We start from the raw sequence: 16,839 nt of genomic DNA, 5'->3' as shown, positions 1-16,839 counted from the left end.
CGCTCGCCTGAACACACTGTCAGGGCGATGCAGCCGGCTCAACAGGCTTCATGCCTCGATCATTTGTAGGTTTTCGATGCACTCAATTCCAAGCCCCGGGGTATCCTGCAGGGCGATCTCCGGCCCTGAAAAGACCACATTCGATGAAACCGGATCGAATTCCACGAGGGACGGTACATCCAGGTCAATTTTGCGGATCACGCCCGCTTTCGCGACCGCCAGGTGTGCCGCTGCGGCAATGCCGACGGAAGACTCGAGCATGCACCCGATCATACATTCGACATCGTGAATCTGGGCAATATCTGCAATCTTGATAGCGTTTGACAGGCCGCCGGTCTTCATCAACTTGATATTGATAATATCCGCTGCCCTTGTGCGAATCAGCTCCAGCACCTGCTTCGGGCTGAATGCACTTTCGTCCGCCATTACCGGGGTACTTACCCGCTCGGTAATATATCGCATGCCATCGAAGTCGTAGGCTTTTACCGGCTGCTCGACAAGCTCGAGCTTGACCCCGGATGACTCCAGCTGGCCGAGTGCGTAGACAGCCTGCTTGGCAGTCCACCCCTGGTTGGCATCCAGGCGGATCAGGGCCCTGCCCTCTACCGCCGAATAGATCGCCTTGATCCGGTCGATATCGAGGCCAATGTCCTTACCCACCTTGATTTTCAGTGTTTCGAAGCCCGCTTCCACGGCACTGAGGGAATCGGCAACCATCTTGTCGATGTAATCGACGCTGATGGTGACGTCCGTGGAGAGCGCCGGCTCACCACCGCCAAGCAACTTGTATAGCGGCTGCCTGTATAGCTGCCCAAACAGGTCATAGACCGCAATCTCGAGTGCGGCCTTGGCGCTGGTATTGTTGATCATGGACGACTGGATGATGCCCACACACTTGTTCAGGTTCTCGATCTCCAGCCCCATGAGAAGCGGCCCGATCTGGTGCTTGATGGCCGCCTGTATGGACCCGTGTGTGTCACCAGTGATGAGCGCTGTCGCCGGTGCTGTGCCGTAGCCGCGGTTGCCCGTGTCAGTCTCGACAATGACCACGGTATCCTCTACGTAGTCAACCGAACGCACGGCGGTCTTGAAAGGTGTCTTGAGCGGGGCCTTCACAAGGCCAAATTGGATATTGGTAATTTTCATGTCTGCCCCGATTATCGCAGTCGCTTGATGTTATAAACCTTGTCGAGATAGCTTGAATCCCGGGACAACTGCAGTGGCAACAGCGGTGTCACGGAAACACCGTTGAGCGTACCGCGGTAAAACTCGCCTTTCGCATCGTAGTAAGCAAGGCCGTTTACATCGTGGATGATGAAAGGCTTACCTTCCACGTCACCCAGATACATCATGACGTGGCCCGGAATATAGATCAGGTCGCCGACGTCAATGCTTGCAAATGCAGCCTTTTTATCCTGTAGCGATGCCGCATTGCCGAAGCGCACGTTACGGCCGCTGTCGCTACTCCCCTGCTGACCGGAATTGCGCGGCATCAGCATGCCAAATGTCTTGTAGACCTCCCCGACAAAACCGGTACAGTCCCGCCCGTTGTAGTCGTGGCCCCAGCCGTAACGCTCACCGAGGAACTTGAACGACTGCCGGATCAGATTTTCACGGGTGAATGGCAGGTAGCCGATATTTACATCGCGGCTGCGCGCGATCAGGGCGCGGGAAAACTCAAGGGAGCCATCCTTGTTGCGAACGGGCATCTCGACGATGTAGCTCGCGTAGGTATTCTGTCCATGCAGCGCCGCCGGCGCTTCGTAGCGCGGCACCAGCGGCAGGCGCACTCCCATATCCAGCTGCTGCTGTGAAACACGCGGTTCTTCCGGAGTGAAGGTCGTAAATACCCTGTCCCCGGTCACCACCAGGAATTCCTTGTCGGAGTGGAAGCCGAACACCTGTTCGCGACTGCCGACTGCGACATCCTTCTTCTGCACCCACGCTGCATAATTGTAGGACTGGGCAAAGTACCATTCCCCATCCGCACTTTCGTGATAGATCACCAGCTCCTGTCCCGGGAAAAGGCCCGTCTCCTGAAAACGGTCGAGATCCAGGTCGAGGTCCTTCTTGAAGATGCGGTCCTCAGTCGGGTAGCTGCGCATGATGGTTCGCGCAACCACCATGCCGTACTTCGGCTCGATCGTGACGGCTTTTTTCTTCAGGCTATCGAGGTTCAGCGCGGCAGCATAGCGACGATAGTCGCCTTCCGTGACCTGCGACCCGTCAGCATAAAACCTGTCCGCTGAAGCCGGCCGACTCAGGGACTCAATTTTTTCGACGAGGCTTTGCGATGTCAGGCGCGCGGGCAGCGCCTGGAGGTCAACCAGATAGCCGGTTTGCTCCACAGCGTCACGATTGAAGCCGGCGATCTGCTCTGATGTGAGCAGGATTTCACTTCGCGCATTCGCATCGAGCTTTGACAGCCAGTAGCCGGGGCCCAGCATCGGCTCTTTGACACCGACCACATCAGAGACAAAACCCTGTTCCGTACCGTATTCCTTGGCCTGCCCCACACCGGACAGGGCCACCAGGATAGAAAGCGCCGCAATGCGCTTTATTGTTATTTTTTTCACCAGTCCCCCAGGCAAAACAAATGCAAAACCGCTCCCCGGCAAATGTGCCTCGCGCCTGACGGGGTCAGAGGCACAGGCAACACCGGAATGCACTCAATATTATTCCTCGAAAAGGGCGTTTTCAATAATATTTAATTTTTATCTGGCGCAAATGACGGCAGCGGGGCGAAAAGATGCGCCGGCAAGCCGGCGCCAAAAAACTCTAAAATAAGGAGGGAACAACACACAACGACCACAAAAAAGCCACAATTTGCACAAAAACGCCTAATTGCTTGCTTTTGAAGCCTCAGCAGCTGCGGTAACTCTATCCGCGCCACAGGAATAAATTATTACCAAATCGATGAATTATCTCAAATAATTTTTGAATCTAACTCGGTACCTTTTTTATTCCCTGATGGCACTTGCCGGTGTGCCCACGTGCGCACCCCGGACCCCTTCTGAGCGAGGATACCCATTCATTGTTGCCAGTACACGAACCCGCCCATAAGCACATAACAAGAGAATAATATCGATAAGAAGTGTAAATACGCGGGAATAACTCTAAACACACTTGCGGCAAACGTGACCCATCAGTACTATGCGCCGATTTCAGAATTGCTGCATCAGCGGCTGAAATTCACCTATAAACCCACTTAATGGAAAGGATTCCATGAAGAATATCCAAATGGAGGTGCTCAGGGCTTTCGTCACTGTGATAGAGGTTGGCGGCTTTACACAGGCGGGAGAAATTCTGGGCAGATCACAACCTGCAGTCAGTCTGCAGATCAAGCGACTGGAAACCATGCTCGGCAAGGGGCTGATTATCCGTCACGGCCACAGCCTCTCGCTGACGGATGCGGGCAAGCTCCTGTTCGATTACGCCAGGCGCATCCTGCAATTGAACGATGAAGCGGTTTCGCAGTTCAGTGCCAATAATATCGCGGGCCGGATTCACCTCGGTATCCCCAACGAATTTGCCACCACGTTGCTGCCGAAAGTCCTGAGTCGGTTTACCCAGACTTATCCCAATGTCACGCTGGAAGTGACCAGCGACCTGAGCCGCAACCTGGTCTCGCCCGCTGCAAGGCGCAGCTACAACCTGGTGCTGGCAGTACATAACACCGCCGGGGAATCCGATAGCAGGCTGATTAATGAGGATGAGCTGGTCTGGGTCACCAGCGCCAATCATGACAGCCACCAGAGGTCATCCCTGCCCCTGATCGCTGCCCCGGAGGGTTGTATTTACCGGGATCGCGCCGCGAAGAGCCTGACCGATGCCGGGCTTCCGTGGAAGATCATCTACACCATACCGGACCTGACCGGAATCAAGGCCGCGATTGAGGGTGGACTTGGGGTGACGGTTCTCGCGCGCAGTACAGTCCCCAGCAACCTGAAGATCATCCGCCCTTCCGAGAGGTTCCCGAAACTCGGCAAAATCGGGATTAGCCTCAATATCCTGAAGAATGAAAACCTTGAAGCAGTTTCGAGGCTTTCCGAATATCTGCGTGCGGGCCTGGCCACTTACTAGCCATGTGCCAGCCAGATCGGTGAAAACCCATGATGCCGGGGGTGCACGGTGCGATGCACCGACACCCCCTCGCGCCACTCCGGGTTTAATCGAGGTAGTCGCTGATCGAGGGGCAGGCGCACACCAGGTTTTTATCGCCGTAAATATTATCCAGCCGTCCAACGGGTGGCCAATATTTATTCTCCCTGCTGCTCTGCAGCGGAAATACCGCCTCCGCACGACTGTATGGATGATCCCAGCTTCCCGCTACCAGGACATCTGCAGTATGTGGCGCATTCACCAGCGGATTGTCAGCAAGCGACCACTCACCTGCCTGCACGCGCGCCGCCTCGTTGCGAATCAGGTTCATCGCATCACAGAACCTGTCCAGTTCCCGCAGGGACTCACTTTCCGTAGGCTCGATCATCAGCGTCCCGGCAACAGGGAACGACATGGTGGGCGCATGGAAACCGTAATCGATCAGTCGCTTCGCCACATCATCCACGGTAATGCCACAGGCTTCCTTTAGCGGGCGCAGGTCAATAATGCACTCGTGCGCCACCAGTCCGTTTTCACCACTGTAGAGCACCGGGAAGGCATCGCCGATGCGACGGGCAATATAGTTGGCATTCAGGATTGCCACGCGGGTTGCCTCGGTGAGGCCGCGGGCACCCATCATGCGGATATACATCCAGGTGATCGGCAGTATCGATGCACTGCCCCAGGGTGCCGCTGACACTGCAGCGCCACTGCGACCTTCCTGTGTCACGCTATGCCCGGGCAGGAAAGGTGCGAGGTGGGCACGCACCGCTGTGGGCCCCACACCGGGGCCGCCCCCGCCATGCGGAATGCAGAACGTCTTGTGCAGGTTGAGGTGGGAAACATCACCACCAAACTTACCTGGCTGGCACAGGCCGACCATCGCGTTGAGGTTTGCCCCGTCAATGTAAACCTGGCCGCCATGCGCATGTACGATACTCGCGACCTCTTCAATGGTTCCCTCAAACACACCGTGTGTAGATGGGTAGGTCACCATAATCGCGGCAAGGTTTTCACTGTGGTCTTCGACTTTCTGGCGCAGGTCAGAGAGATCGATATTACCCTTGCTGTCACACTGCACCACAACCACCCGCATGCCGCACATCTGTGCGGAAGCCGGGTTGGTGCCGTGCGCGGATGACGGGATCAGGCAGACATCCCTGTGCCCCTCGCCGCGACTCTCGTGGTAGGCACGAATAGCGAGCAGCCCGGCGTATTCCCCCTGTGAGCCCGCATTCGGCTGCAGGGAAACCGCGTCGTAGCCCGTGACGGCACAGAGCATCTGCTCAAGCTGGCCGATCATCTCCAGGTAACCCTCGGCCTGATCCAGTGGCGCGAACGGGTGGATGCCACCAAACTCCGGCCAGGTAACCGGGATCATTTCTGCTGTGGCGTTCAGCTTCATGGTGCAGGAGCCCAGCGGGATCATGGCCCTGTCCAGGGCGATATCCCTGTCCGCAAGCTTGCGCAGGTAGCGCAGCATTTCCGTTTCGGAGTGATAGCGATTGAAGACTTCATGCTTCAGGATCTGGTCACCGCGCAGCACTGAAGCCGGCATGTCATAGCTGACATCCGCTTCGAGCTCAGCCATTACTGGCGCAGGTGCGCCGGAAAATATTGTCAGCAGCTGCAGGAGCTCGTCTTCACCAACAGTTTCATCCAGTGATACACCAGTCGTGTCCGCATCAATACGACGCAGGTTCACCCCGGCGGCTTGCGCACGTGCATGTACCGCCTCTGTATCTGCGCCGGTTTTTACGGTCAGGGTATCGAACCAGGAGCTGTTGCAAACCTGCAGCCCCGCCTTTTTGAGGCCCGCCGCAAGGATGGAGGTAAGCAGGTGCACCCGGTTGGCAATGCGCTTCAGCCCGTCCGGGCCATGATAGGCTGCGTAAAAGGAAGCGATGACCGCCAGCAATACCTGCGCGGTGCAGATATTTGAAGTGGCCTTCTCCCGGCGGATGTGCTGCTCGCGGGTTTGCAGTGCCAGCCTCAGTGCCGGCTTGCCCGCGGCATCGACGGATGCGCCTACGAGACGCCCTGGCAGCGAGCGCTTGAAGGACTCACGCGTGGCCATGTAGGCTGCATGTGGGCCACCAAAGCCAAGCGGCACACCAAATCTCTGGCTGGAGCCAATGACCACATCGGCACCCTGTTCGCCCGGCGACTTTAGCATCACCAGGCTCAACAGGTCTGCGGAGACCGCAACCAGCGCTTTCTTTGCGTGCGCGGCCTCTGCCAACGGTTGCAGGTCACGCACTTCGCCACTGGCACCCGGATACTGCAGCAGAACACCGAAACATCCATTCTGCTCAAGCAGCTCCGCAGGATCACCGACAATGACCTCGATACCCAACGGCTCGGCACGCGTGCGCACGATATCAATAGTCTGGGGAAAGCAGTCTGCATCGACAATGAAAGTACGGCTCTTCGCCCTGGACATACGCTGGCAGAGCGTCATGGCCTCGGCCGCGGCGGTTGCCTCATCCAGCATGGACGCATTGGCGATTTCCATACCGCTGAGGTCTGTCACCATGGTCTGGTAGTTCAGCAGCGCTTCCAGCCGGCCCTGCGAAATCTCCGGCTGGTATGGGGTGTAGGCGGTGTACCAGGCAGGATTTTCCAGAACATTGCGCAGGATTACGTGCGGCGTATGCGTATTGTAATAGCCCTGCCCGATAAAGGAGCGGAACACACTGTTCTTGCGCGCGAGCTGCTGCAGCTCGTCGAGCGCATCAACTTCTGTCATCTCCGCAGCCAGACCCAGCGGCCCTTTCGTACGGATCGTTTGCGGCACAACGTCGTCAATCAGTGCATCCAGGCTGTCATACCCGAGATACGACAACATTTTTTTCTGTTCATCTGGTGACGGGCCAATATGACGATGAATAAACTCACCGGCGTTCGCCAGCTCCGCAACGGTATCTTTGCGCTTCAACATGTTCTACTCCCTGGTGGATCCGCTCTGTTACCTTCAGCCTTCCAAAGACTCCCGGTACTGGGCTTCGGTCATCATCGAATCCAGCCCGGCTGTTTCCGCCAGTTTCACCTTGAAAAACCAGCCACTACCCATCGGGTCGCTATTCACAAGTTCCGGCTCGTCAACCAGCGCTTCATTGACCTCGACAATCGTCCCTGCAACCGGCATGGCAATCTCGCCAGCGGCCTTGACGGATTCGATTACCGCAGCTTCTGCCCCGGCTTCAAACTCGGTACCGGACTCCGGCAACTCAACAAACACCACATCGCCAAGCTGCGACTGGGCATAGTCCGTGATCCCGACTGTTGCTACATCACCTTCAATTGCAAGCCACTCATGGTCTTCTGTAAATTTGACGTTGCTCACCTGATTATCCTTTCTATCAATTGTTTAACCACGGATTTTCTTGGCCACGGGCCTGCTTAATCGCGAACTTGCTTAATCACGAACTTGCTTAACCACGAAAATATCGCTGTGACACCAGCGGCATACGCGCCACTTTCAGCGCTCTTGGCTTGCCGCGCACCAGCGCAAAAACTTCGGTATCCGGCGCGATGTAATCGATCTCCACGTAACCCATGGCAATCGGTACGTTCAGGGTTGGCGAGAAGCCCCCGCTGGTAACCCGGCCGATCGGCTGCCCTGAAGCATTGACCAGCTCTGCACCTTCCCTGACCGGCGCCCTGCCCTGCACCACAAATCCGACCCGCTTCATCTGCGTGCCGTCGGTGATTTGCGCCAGGATTTTCTGGGCCCCGGGAAAGCCGCCCTGCTTCTCGCCGCCGGTGCGACGAGGCTTGCTGATACTCCACAGCAGACCGGCCTCCACCGGCGTGGTCGCCTGATCCATATCGTGCCCGTACAGGCACAGACCGGCTTCGAGCCGCAGTGTATCCCGTGCGCCCAGGCCAATCGGCTCTACCTCGGTAAAGTCCAGCAGCTTTCTTGCAATTGCCTCTGCGTCTTCCGCAGCCACGGATATCTCGAAACCATCTTCACCGGTGTATCCGGAGCAGGTCACGTAACAGGAAACGCCGTCGATGGATACGCGCACGCCGTTCATAAAGGTCAGTGCCGCCGCCTCCGGAGCCAGCTGCTGCATGACACCCCGGGCAGCAGGGCCCTGCAGCGCCAGCAGGCCGCGGCCATCCAGGTACTCGATTGAGAAGTCAGGCAGGTTTGCCTGCAGGTGGGCCAGGTCCTGCAGTTTGCAGGCGCCATTCACCACCAGAAAATACTGCTCTTCAGACCAGCGTGTGATGATCAGGTCATCTTCGATACCGCCCTCGGCATTGGTGAACACGGCATAGGTCTGCTGGTCATCAGACAGTTTGCCCAGATCAACCGGTACCAGGGATTCCAGCGCTTCGCGGACGCCAGTCCCGGAGATGACAATCTGGCCCATGTGGGAGACATCGAATAAGCCCGCGGCCTCGCGCGTATGCAGGTGTTCCCTGACCACACCAGCGGGGTACTGCACAGGCATTTCATAGCCGGCAAATGGCACCAACTTGGCACCCAGCTCCCGGTGCAACCGGTTCAGGGGCGTTTTCAATAACTGTTCTTGCTGCGTTTCCACGTTGAATCCTCTAGCACTCGATTACGCTTACGGGAACTTCGATGACATTGACCGCAAGGCCGCCGCGCGATGTTTCCTTGTATTTGTCCTGCATATCCTTACCGGTGTCGCGCATCGTCTTGATGACCTTGTCCAGTGACACCAGATGATTGCCATCGCCACGCATCGCCATGCGCGCGGCACTGATCGCCTTGATGGAAGCCATCGCATTGCGCTCGATACAGGGCACCTGCACCAGCCCTCCCACGGGATCACAGGTAAGCCCCAGGTTGTGTTCCATACCGATTTCCGCCGCGTTTTCGACTTGCTCCGGTGTGCCGCCCAGTACCTGTGCGAGACCACCGGCCGCCATGGAGCAGGCTGCGCCCACCTCGCCCTGGCAACCGACTTCCGCACCACTGATGGAAGCGTTCTTCTTGAACAGAATGCCGATCGCCGCCGCGGTTAGCAGGAAGTCAAAGACATCTTTCTCGGATGACTGCTGGGAAAAATTGACGAAGTAGTGCAGGACCGCGGGGATGATGCCTGCAGCACCGTTGGTTGGCGCCGTGACAATGCGTCCACCTGCGGCGTTCTCCTCATTCACTGACAGTGCATAAAGGGTGACCCAGTCGAGCGCCCCCAGTGGGTCACTGATAGAGCCCACCGGATTCTGCTGCAGCTGCTGGTGCAGCTCGGGCGCCCGGCGCTTTACCTTCAGACCACCGGGCAGCACGCCTTCCCTGCGAATACCGGCAGAAACGCACTCGCGCATCACTCGCCAGATATCCAGCAGGCCTTCACGTGTCTGCTCCTCATCGCGCCAGGCCTTTTCGTTCTCCCACATTATCTGGGGGATTGTCAGGCCCTGGGATTCGCAGATCGCCAGCAGCTCTTCTGCACTGGAGAAAGGGAAAGCGAGCGCGCGCGGGTCTTCAATCAGGGTGTCCTTGCCTGCGCTTTCGGCATCCACCACAAAGCCGCCGCCGACGGAGTAATAAGTCTGGCTCGCGACTACCGCACCAGCGCCATCCAGCGCAGTGAACGCCATGCCGTTGGGATGAAAAGGCAGCTCCTCACGGCGATGCAGGATCAGGTCGGTTTCTTCCGAAAATCCGACGCTGTGGGAACCACCCAACTGCAGCAGGCCTTCATTCCTGATCCTGTCGATGCGAGCGGGGATCGATTCAATGTCCACGGTTTCCGGTTGCTCACCCTCAAGACCAAGCAGCACGGCTTTCGGTGTACCGTGTCCGTTGCCGGTAGCGCCCAGCGAGCCAAACATTTCCGCCTTGATACGGGCAACTGTGGGCACTTGCGCATTTTGCTGCAGGCGCTCGGCGAACATCGCCGCGGCCTTCATGGGGCCAACCGTATGTGAGCTGGATGGCCCGATGCCAACCTTGAACAGGTCGAAAACACTGATCGCCATGGCTCAGGCTCCCTGGCGAGATCCGTAAACCGGGAAATCCCGGCACAGCTGCAGCACCTTGCTGCGTGTCTGTTCGATCACTTCACTGTTTTCAACATCATCCAGCACATCGCACATCCAGTTCGCCAGCAGCAGCATTTCCTTCTCACCCATGCCGCGGGTGGTCACTGCCGGCGTTCCCAGGCGAATGCCGCTGGTTACGAATGGAGACTGCGGATCATTCGGCACAGTATTTTTGTTGACGGTGATATAGGCCGCTCCCAACGCCGCATCGGCGGCCTTGCCGGTAATCCCCTTATCCACCAGGTCCACCAGCAACAGATGGTTTTCGGTACCGCCGGAAACGATCTTGTAACCGCGCTCAGTGAAAGTGGCCGCCATAGCCTGGGCGTTGCGGATCACCTGTTGCTGATACGCTCGGAACTCGGGCTGCAGGGCTTCACGGAAAGCAACGGCCTTGGCCGCGATGACATGCATCAGCGGGCCACCCTGAATACCGGGGAAAATCAGCGAATTGAATTTTTTTTGCAGCGCTTCATTGCCGCGACACAGGATCAGGCCACCGCGCGGACCGCGCAGCGTCTTGTGGGTAGTGGTGGTGACCACATCCGCAACAGGCACCGGGTTTGGATAAAGACCGGCGGCAACCAGGCCTGCAACGTGTGCCATATCCACAAACAGGTAGGCGCCGACACTGTCAGCAATCTCGCGGAAGCGCTGCCAGTCCATCACGCGCGAGTAGGCGGAGAAACCGGCGACGATCATCTTCGGTTTGTGTTCATCCGCCAGGCGCTGGACCTGATCGTAATCCACCTCTCCGGTTTCAGGATTCAGGCCGTACTGCACCGCGTTGTAAATCTTGCCGGAAAAATTCGGTTTGGCGCCGTGCGTCAAGTGGCCACCATGGTCGAGGGATAGCCCGAGGAAGGTATCGCCCGGCTCCAGCAGGGCCATATAGACGGCGGCGTTTGCCTGCGAACCCGAGTGCGGCTGCACATTGGCGTAGTCTGCATCGAACAGCTCTTTTGCACGGGCAATGGCGAGGGATTCGGCCACGTCGACGTGCTCGCAGCCACCGTAATAGCGCTTGCCCGGATAGCCCTCTGCATATTTATTAGTCAACACCGAGCCCTGCGCGGCCATCACCAGCGGGCTGGCATAATTCTCTGAAGCGATCAGCTCAATGTGCTCTTCCTGACGCTGTTTTTCACCTTCAACAGCATCAAAAAGCTCTTTATCAAATGCTTGCAGAGAAAAATCCTGGTCAAACATCGTCCCCTCCGTGAATAACTCTAATTATTAACTTGTCACGTTTTGTCCTCGTGGATACTATGAGCCGCCACCTGATTTGTTAAATCAATAGTTGAAATGCAACCATAAAAATTTGTAATGGCAGTAACCCAATGAAAAACATGTCAATGGAGGTTCTCCGGGCTTTTGTCACCGTGATAGAAGTGGGAGGGTTTACACAGGCCGGGGAAATCCTGGGGCGCTCACAGCCGGCCGTCAGTCTGCAGATAAAACGCCTGGAGAGCATGCTCGGCAAAGGACTGATTATCAGAAATGGACAAAGCCTGGCACTGACCGACTCGGGCAAGTTCCTGTTCGATTACGCCAAACGGATTCTTTCCCTGAATGATGAAGCGGTATCCCACTTCACCTCCAATAATGTTTCCGGCCGCATTCACCTCGGCATTCCCAGCGAATTTGCAACCGCACTGCTACCGAAAATCCTGAGCCGCTTTACCCAGACCTATCCGAACGTTGCACTGGAAGTGACCAGTGACCTGAGTCGCAACCTGATTTCCCCGGCAGCCAAACGTAATTACAACTTGGTGTTGGCGCTGCACAATGACCCGCGAGACGCCGGGGACAACCTGATCAACGAGGACGAACTCGTCTGGGTGACAAGTGCCAACCATGATAGCCATCTGCAGACTACCCTGCCGATGATCGCAGCCCCCGAAGGCTGTATTTACCGTGCCCGGGCGACGGCGCGCCTCACGCAAGCGGAGTTACCCTGGAAGATTATCTACACCATTCCCGACCTGACCGGAATCCGGGCTGCAATCGAGGGTGGCCTGGGTGTTACCGCGCTGGCGCGCAGCACCGTACCCGACAACCTGAAAATCATTCGGCCGTCGGATAAATTTCCAAAGCTCGGGAAGATCGGCATCAGCCTCAATGTCCTGAAAAACGAGAACCTGGAAGCGGTATCGAGGTTGTCTGAATACCTGCGTGCGAGCCTGGCAACTTACTAACGGTTGCAGCGACCAAGAGAGAGTTAAAGAGTGGAATTGTCGGGACGCCCCGGACAGGGCGTCGACCGGACGCAAGATTGAAAACTATTTGGGGGGCAGGCTACCGGCAAAATCAACACCGCGGGTGACCCAGCTTCCGAGCCCGTCATCTTCGGAAATGGCATCTTCTTCTACGTACACCATGCCCTTGATCGGACGCCCGGTATAGTCCATCGGGCGCGTGTAGCGCTGTTCGAGCGCGTCATCGTAGCCGTCAGGGCCTACACGCACCATCAGCTCCTCACCCAGCACCCCGCATGCCATGTTGCCATTGAGCATAAATGCCAGCCCGCCGAACATTTTCTTCTCGGTCAGGCCCGGCATTTCGGTCACCAGTTCGCGGACTCTCTCCGCCAATCCTTCGCTATACGCCATTGCTTCTTCCTTCGTACGCCCAGCTTTTATCGTAATTTCAACGAAAATCGCAGCCGTTCCATCCTTGAAAAGACCGGACCCTCTTAATCAGTCTAGCTGAAAAAGCAAAAGGCGCCGCTTCTGGCGTGAAAAGCGGCGCCTTTTTTTACCGAACCGGCTGTTTTCCGGGCAGTGGTTAGTCTACGAACACCCTGGCATTGCGGAACATGCGCATCCAGCCGGAATCCTCAGTCCAATCATCCGGGCGCCAGCTGTTGTTCACCGCGCGGAAGACACGCTCCGGGTGCGGCATCATGATGGTCACGCGACCGTCCGCGGAAGCGATACCGGTGATACCGTCCGGGGAACCGTTCGGGTTCTGCGGATAGGTCTCGGTGACCTTGCCGTGGTTATCGAGATAGCGCATGGCCACTGTACCGCTGGCGACCAGGGCCTGCTGTGCAGCGCTGTCCGCAAACTCGGCACGGCCCTCACCGTGGGCAACGGCAACCGGCATCTGCGTGCCCGCCATGCCCGCCAGCAAGACCGACGGCGATTCCTGGATGCCCACCAGCGAGAAGCGTGCCTCGAACTGCTCGGACATATTGCGCACAAAGCGCGGCCAGTGCTCCGCACCCGGAATCAGCGACTTCAGGTTGGAGAACATCTGGCAGCCGTTGCACACCCCCAGGCTGAAGGTATCAACACGCTTGAAGAAGGCCTCAAACTGGTCGCGTGCACGGTTGTTGAACAGAATGGTCTTGGCCCAGCCTTCACCCGCGCCGAGCACGTCACCGTAGGAGAAGCCACCGCATCCGACGAGCCCCTTGAAGCCATCCAGAGTCTGGCGACCGGCGAGGATATCGCTCATGTGCACATCCACCGGGGTAAAGCCTGCACGATGGAATGCGGCTGCCATCTCGACGTGGCTGTTGACCCCCTGCTCACGCAGGATCGCAATGCGCGGACGCTCACCCCTGGCGATATAGGGCGCACAGATATCCTCGTCGACATCAAAGCTCAGTTTGGCGGACAGGCCCGGGTCATCCTGCAGCAGGCCGTCAAACTCCTGTTGTGCGCAATCCGCATTGTCACGCATGCACTGGATGCGGAAGCTGGTCTCGCTCCAGATACGCTGCAGCTCCGCGCGATGACGTTCGAATATCACCTCGCCGTTGTTGCTGACCTCGATCGTGTCAGCATTATTGAGGCTGCCTATGCGGTGTACCGGCACACCCGCATCCGCGAAACGCTGTACCACCTTGTCCGCATCTGTCTCACTGACCTGCATGACTGCGCCAAGCTCTTCGGAGAAGAGCGCAGAGATTGCGTCGTCACCCAGCTCGTACACATCCACATCGATACCGGTACGGCCGGCAAATGCCATTTCCGCCAGGGTCACGAACAGGCCACCGTCAGCACGGTCGTGATAAGCGATCAGGTCATGCTCGGCGAGGGAAGCCTGCACCGCCTCGAAAAAGCCCTTCAGCTGCGCCGCCTTGTCCAGGTCTGCCGGCGCCGCACCCAGCTGGTTGTAGACCTGCGCCAGGCAGGATGCGCCGAGGCGATTCTTGCCGTTGCCCAGGTCTGCCAGCAGCAGCACGGTATCGCCCTTGTCGGTGCGCAGTTGCGGTGTTACCTGCTTGCGTACATCCGTCACCGGGGAGAATGCGGAGATCACCAGCGACAGCGGCGCGGTAACCGACTTGTCCTTGCCCTCCTCCTGCCACGCAGTGCGCATGGACATGGAATCCTTGCCGACCGGGATGGTGATACCCAGCTCCGGACACAGCTCCATGCCGATGGCTTCCACAGTGCGATACAGCTTTTCGTCCTCACCCGGGTGGCCCGCGGCACACATCCAGTTGGCTGACAGCTTGATATCGGAAATTTTTTCGATCGGCGCTGCGGCAATATTGGTGATCGCCTCACCCACCGCCATGCGCCCGGAGGCCGGGCCATCGAGTAGCGCCATCGGGGTGCGCTCACCCATGCTCATGGCTTCACCCGCGGTGCTGTCGTGGGCAACGGTGGTGATCGCACAATCTGCGACCGGCACCTGCCAGGGGCCCACCATCTGGTCACGTGCAACCATGCCGGTCACACTGCGGTCGCCAATGGTGATCAGGAACTTCTTGCTGGCCACCGCCGGCAGGCGCAGCAGGCGGTTCACCGCATCGTTGATCTCGATTGCCGCGGTATCCAGCTCGATGGTCTGTACCTCGTGCCGGGTTGCATTGCGGTGCATCTTGGGTGGCTTGCCGAACAGTACGGACATCGGCAGGTCGACCGGTTTGGCTTCCAGCAACTTGTCATTGACCAGCAGGTGCTTCTCATCGGTTGCCTCGCCGACCACGGCATAGGGGCAGCGCTCGCGCTCACAGATCTGTTCGAAACGGGCCAGGTCCTCCGGCTTGACTGCCAGTACGTACCGCTCCTGCGATTCGTTACACCAGATCTCCAGCGGGCTCATGCCCGGCTCGTCGTTGGGCACATTGCGCAGCTCGAAACGACCGCCGGTGCCGCCGTCTTTCACCAGTTCCGGGAAGGCATTGGACAGGCCTCCCGCGCCAACGTCATGGATAAAGGCAATCGGGTTACGGTCTTCCCTCTGCCAGCACTGGTCGATGACCTCCTGGCAGCGACGCTCAATTTCCGGGTTCTGGCGCTGCACGGAAGCAAAGTCCAGGTCTTCCGAGCTGGAGCCGCTCGCCATACTGGAGGCGGCGCCGCCGCCGAGACCGATCAGCATGGCCGGGCCACCGAGCACGATCAGCTTGCTGCCGGCATCGAACGGCGGCTTCTCAACGTGGTCTTCACGGATATTGCCGTAACCACCTGCCAGCATAATCGGCTTGTGGTAGCCGCGGCGCTCGCCACCGAAATCTTCTTCAAAGGTGCGGAAGTAACCACAGATGTTGGGGCGGCCGAATTCATTGTTGAATGCGGCCCCGCCAATCGGGCCCTCGATCATGATATCGAGCGCGGTCACAATGCGGCCCGGCTTGCCATAATCCTGCTCCCACGGCTGGTTGAAGCCCGGGATCTGCAGGTTGGAAACAGTAAAACCGGTCAGGCCGACTTTCGGTTTGGAGCCGCGGCCCACCGCGCCTTCATCGCGGATCTCACCACCGGCACCGGTACCTGCTCCGGGGAAAGGCGCAATTGCGGTCGGGTGATTGTGGGTTTCCACCTTCATCAGCAGGTGGATCGGCTGTGTATGGAATGCGTATTCGCGGGTTTCAGGATCCGGATAGAAACGCCCCGCCTCGTGCCCGACCACCACAGCCGCGTTGTCCGCATAGGCGGAGAGGACATTCTCACCGCCCATCTTGTAGGTGTTCTTGATCATGCCGAACAGCGAGTACGGCATTTCCTCACCATCGACGGTCCAGCTGGCATTGAAAATCTTGTGCCGGCAGTGCTCGGAGTTCGCCTGCGCGAACATCATCAGCTCCACGTCCACCGGGTTACGCTGCAGGTCCTCGAAGCTCGTCAGGAGGTAATCAATCTCGTCATCTGCCAGGGCCAGGCCCAGGTCGACATTGGCCCGCTCCAGTGCGGCGCGGCCGTTGCCGAGAATATCCACGCTGGTCTGGGCACGGGGGGAATCCGAAGAAAACAGTTGCTCCGCTTCCTGCATGCTGCCGAAAACAGACTCGACCATGCGATCGTGCAGTGCATCGACAACCGCCGCTTTCTGCTCTGCACCCACATCGGACGCGAAATCGACGTAGTAAGCAATGCCGCGCTCAATACGTTCCACCTGAGTCAGGCCCGCATTGTGGGCAATATCCGTTGCTTTGGAAGACCAGGGGGAAATCGTGCCGGGACGCGGCACTACCAGGAACAGCTCACCGGCCGGCTCCCGCACCTGCTCGCGCGGACCGTAGCGCAGTAGTTGCTCCAGTACACCCTCGTCCGCCTTCGACAGTGCGGCATTGCTGCGGGCAAAGTGCATGAACTCCGCATAGACATCAGTGACTGCAGAAGAAATCTGGCGCAGCTGGTTTAACAGTTTCTGGGATCTGAAGCGAGAAAGTGCTGGTGCACCACGCAGGACTAGCATCGTGGAAACAGGCCTCTTGGTTTTAGCCATGATAGTAATGCGCGA

Annotated in this window: 11 protein-coding genes; 2 read left to right on the top strand and 9 right to left on the bottom strand. The window is 58.0% G+C overall.

Annotated features, from left to right (window positions below; all coding sequences use genetic code 11):
- Window positions 1-48 precede the first annotated feature (48 nt).
- Both QSJ80_RS08720 and QSJ80_RS08715 read right to left on the bottom strand, forming a co-directional pair.
- Window positions 49-1,146, bottom strand: a complete 1,098-nt coding sequence (locus tag QSJ80_RS08720) for a dipeptide epimerase (RefSeq protein WP_285764050.1) — start codon at window positions 1,144-1,146, stop codon at window positions 49-51.
- 11 nt (window positions 1,147-1,157) lie between these two features.
- Window positions 1,158-2,576 (bottom strand): SH3 domain-containing protein, encoded by a 1,419-nt coding sequence (locus QSJ80_RS08715; protein ID WP_285764049.1) that lies wholly within the window; start codon window positions 2,574-2,576, stop codon window positions 1,158-1,160.
- A gap of 649 nt (window positions 2,577-3,225) precedes the next feature.
- Between QSJ80_RS08715 and QSJ80_RS08710 the strand changes: the two genes are divergently transcribed.
- Window positions 3,226-4,083 (top strand): LysR substrate-binding domain-containing protein, encoded by an 858-nt coding sequence (locus QSJ80_RS08710; RefSeq protein WP_285764048.1) that lies wholly within the window; start codon window positions 3,226-3,228, stop codon window positions 4,081-4,083.
- Between the two features lie 85 nt (window positions 4,084-4,168).
- Here QSJ80_RS08710 and gcvP read toward each other — a convergent pair whose 3' ends face one another.
- The 5 genes from gcvP to glyA form a co-directional block, all read right to left on the bottom strand.
- Window positions 4,169-7,042, bottom strand: coding sequence for an aminomethyl-transferring glycine dehydrogenase (gene gcvP, locus QSJ80_RS08705; protein ID WP_285764047.1), 2,874 nt, complete (start codon window positions 7,040-7,042; stop codon window positions 4,169-4,171).
- Between the two features lie 33 nt (window positions 7,043-7,075).
- Entirely contained in the window at window positions 7,076-7,447 is a 372-nt protein-coding gene (gene gcvH / locus QSJ80_RS08700) for a glycine cleavage system protein GcvH (protein ID WP_285764046.1), read from the bottom strand.
- A gap of 88 nt (window positions 7,448-7,535) precedes the next feature.
- Entirely contained in the window at window positions 7,536-8,660 is a 1,125-nt protein-coding gene (gcvT, locus tag QSJ80_RS08695) for a glycine cleavage system aminomethyltransferase GcvT (RefSeq protein ID WP_285764045.1), read from the bottom strand.
- Window positions 8,661-8,670: 10 nt separating this feature from the next.
- Window positions 8,671-10,071 carry an L-serine ammonia-lyase gene (locus QSJ80_RS08690; RefSeq protein ID WP_285764044.1) on the bottom strand — a complete coding sequence of 467 codons (1,401 nt, stop codon included), beginning with the start codon at window positions 10,069-10,071 and terminating at the stop codon, window positions 8,671-8,673.
- 3 nt (window positions 10,072-10,074) lie between these two features.
- Entirely contained in the window at window positions 10,075-11,343 is a 1,269-nt protein-coding gene (gene glyA, locus QSJ80_RS08685; RefSeq protein WP_285764043.1) for a serine hydroxymethyltransferase, read from the bottom strand.
- Window positions 11,344-11,474: 131 nt separating this feature from the next.
- On the opposite strand from glyA, the gene QSJ80_RS08680 reads away from it, so the two are divergent.
- Window positions 11,475-12,332: a LysR substrate-binding domain-containing protein gene (locus QSJ80_RS08680; RefSeq protein WP_285764042.1), complete on the top strand. Its 858-nt coding sequence runs from the start codon at window positions 11,475-11,477 to the stop codon at window positions 12,330-12,332.
- 84 nt (window positions 12,333-12,416) lie between these two features.
- Here the strand turns inward: QSJ80_RS08680 and QSJ80_RS08675 are convergent, their stop codons facing one another.
- The gene (locus tag QSJ80_RS08675) at window positions 12,417-12,746 is read right to left on the bottom strand and encodes a TfoX/Sxy family protein (RefSeq protein WP_285764041.1); all 330 of its coding nucleotides are present in this window, start codon (window positions 12,744-12,746) and stop codon (window positions 12,417-12,419) included.
- Between the two features lie 175 nt (window positions 12,747-12,921).
- Complete coding sequence (purL, locus tag QSJ80_RS08670; protein ID WP_285764293.1) at window positions 12,922-16,794, bottom strand: phosphoribosylformylglycinamidine synthase; 3,873 nt, start codon at window positions 16,792-16,794, stop codon at window positions 12,922-12,924.
- Window positions 16,795-16,839 lie beyond the last annotated feature (45 nt).

The sequence above is a fragment of the Biformimicrobium ophioploci genome (genome assembly GCF_030270605.1).
Classification (GTDB): domain Bacteria; phylum Pseudomonadota; class Gammaproteobacteria; order Pseudomonadales; family Cellvibrionaceae; genus Biformimicrobium; species Biformimicrobium ophioploci.
The sequence above is the reverse complement of the archived record's forward strand: the minus strand, read 5'-3'. Positions and strand labels throughout refer to the sequence as shown.

Excerpts from the sequence above, each read along its gene's own strand:
- QSJ80_RS08720 (WP_285764050.1), bottom strand. The coding sequence starts at position 1,146 with ATGAAAATTACCAATATCCAATTTGGCCTTGTGAAGGCCCCGCTCAAG.
- QSJ80_RS08710 (WP_285764048.1), top strand. The coding sequence starts at position 3,226 with ATGAAGAATATCCAAATGGAGGTGCTCAGGGCTTTCGTCACTGTGATA.
- gcvP (WP_285764047.1), bottom strand. The coding sequence starts at position 7,042 with ATGTTGAAGCGCAAAGATACCGTTGCGGAGCTGGCGAACGCCGGTGAG.
- QSJ80_RS08690 (WP_285764044.1), bottom strand. The coding sequence starts at position 10,071 with ATGGCGATCAGTGTTTTCGACCTGTTCAAGGTTGGCATCGGGCCATCC.
- glyA (WP_285764043.1), bottom strand. The coding sequence starts at position 11,343 with ATGTTTGACCAGGATTTTTCTCTGCAAGCATTTGATAAAGAGCTTTTT.
- QSJ80_RS08680 (WP_285764042.1), top strand. The coding sequence starts at position 11,475 with ATGAAAAACATGTCAATGGAGGTTCTCCGGGCTTTTGTCACCGTGATA.
- QSJ80_RS08675 (WP_285764041.1), bottom strand. The coding sequence starts at position 12,746 with ATGGCGTATAGCGAAGGATTGGCGGAGAGAGTCCGCGAACTGGTGACC.
- purL (WP_285764293.1), bottom strand. The coding sequence starts at position 16,794 with ATGCTAGTCCTGCGTGGTGCACCAGCACTTTCTCGCTTCAGATCCCAG.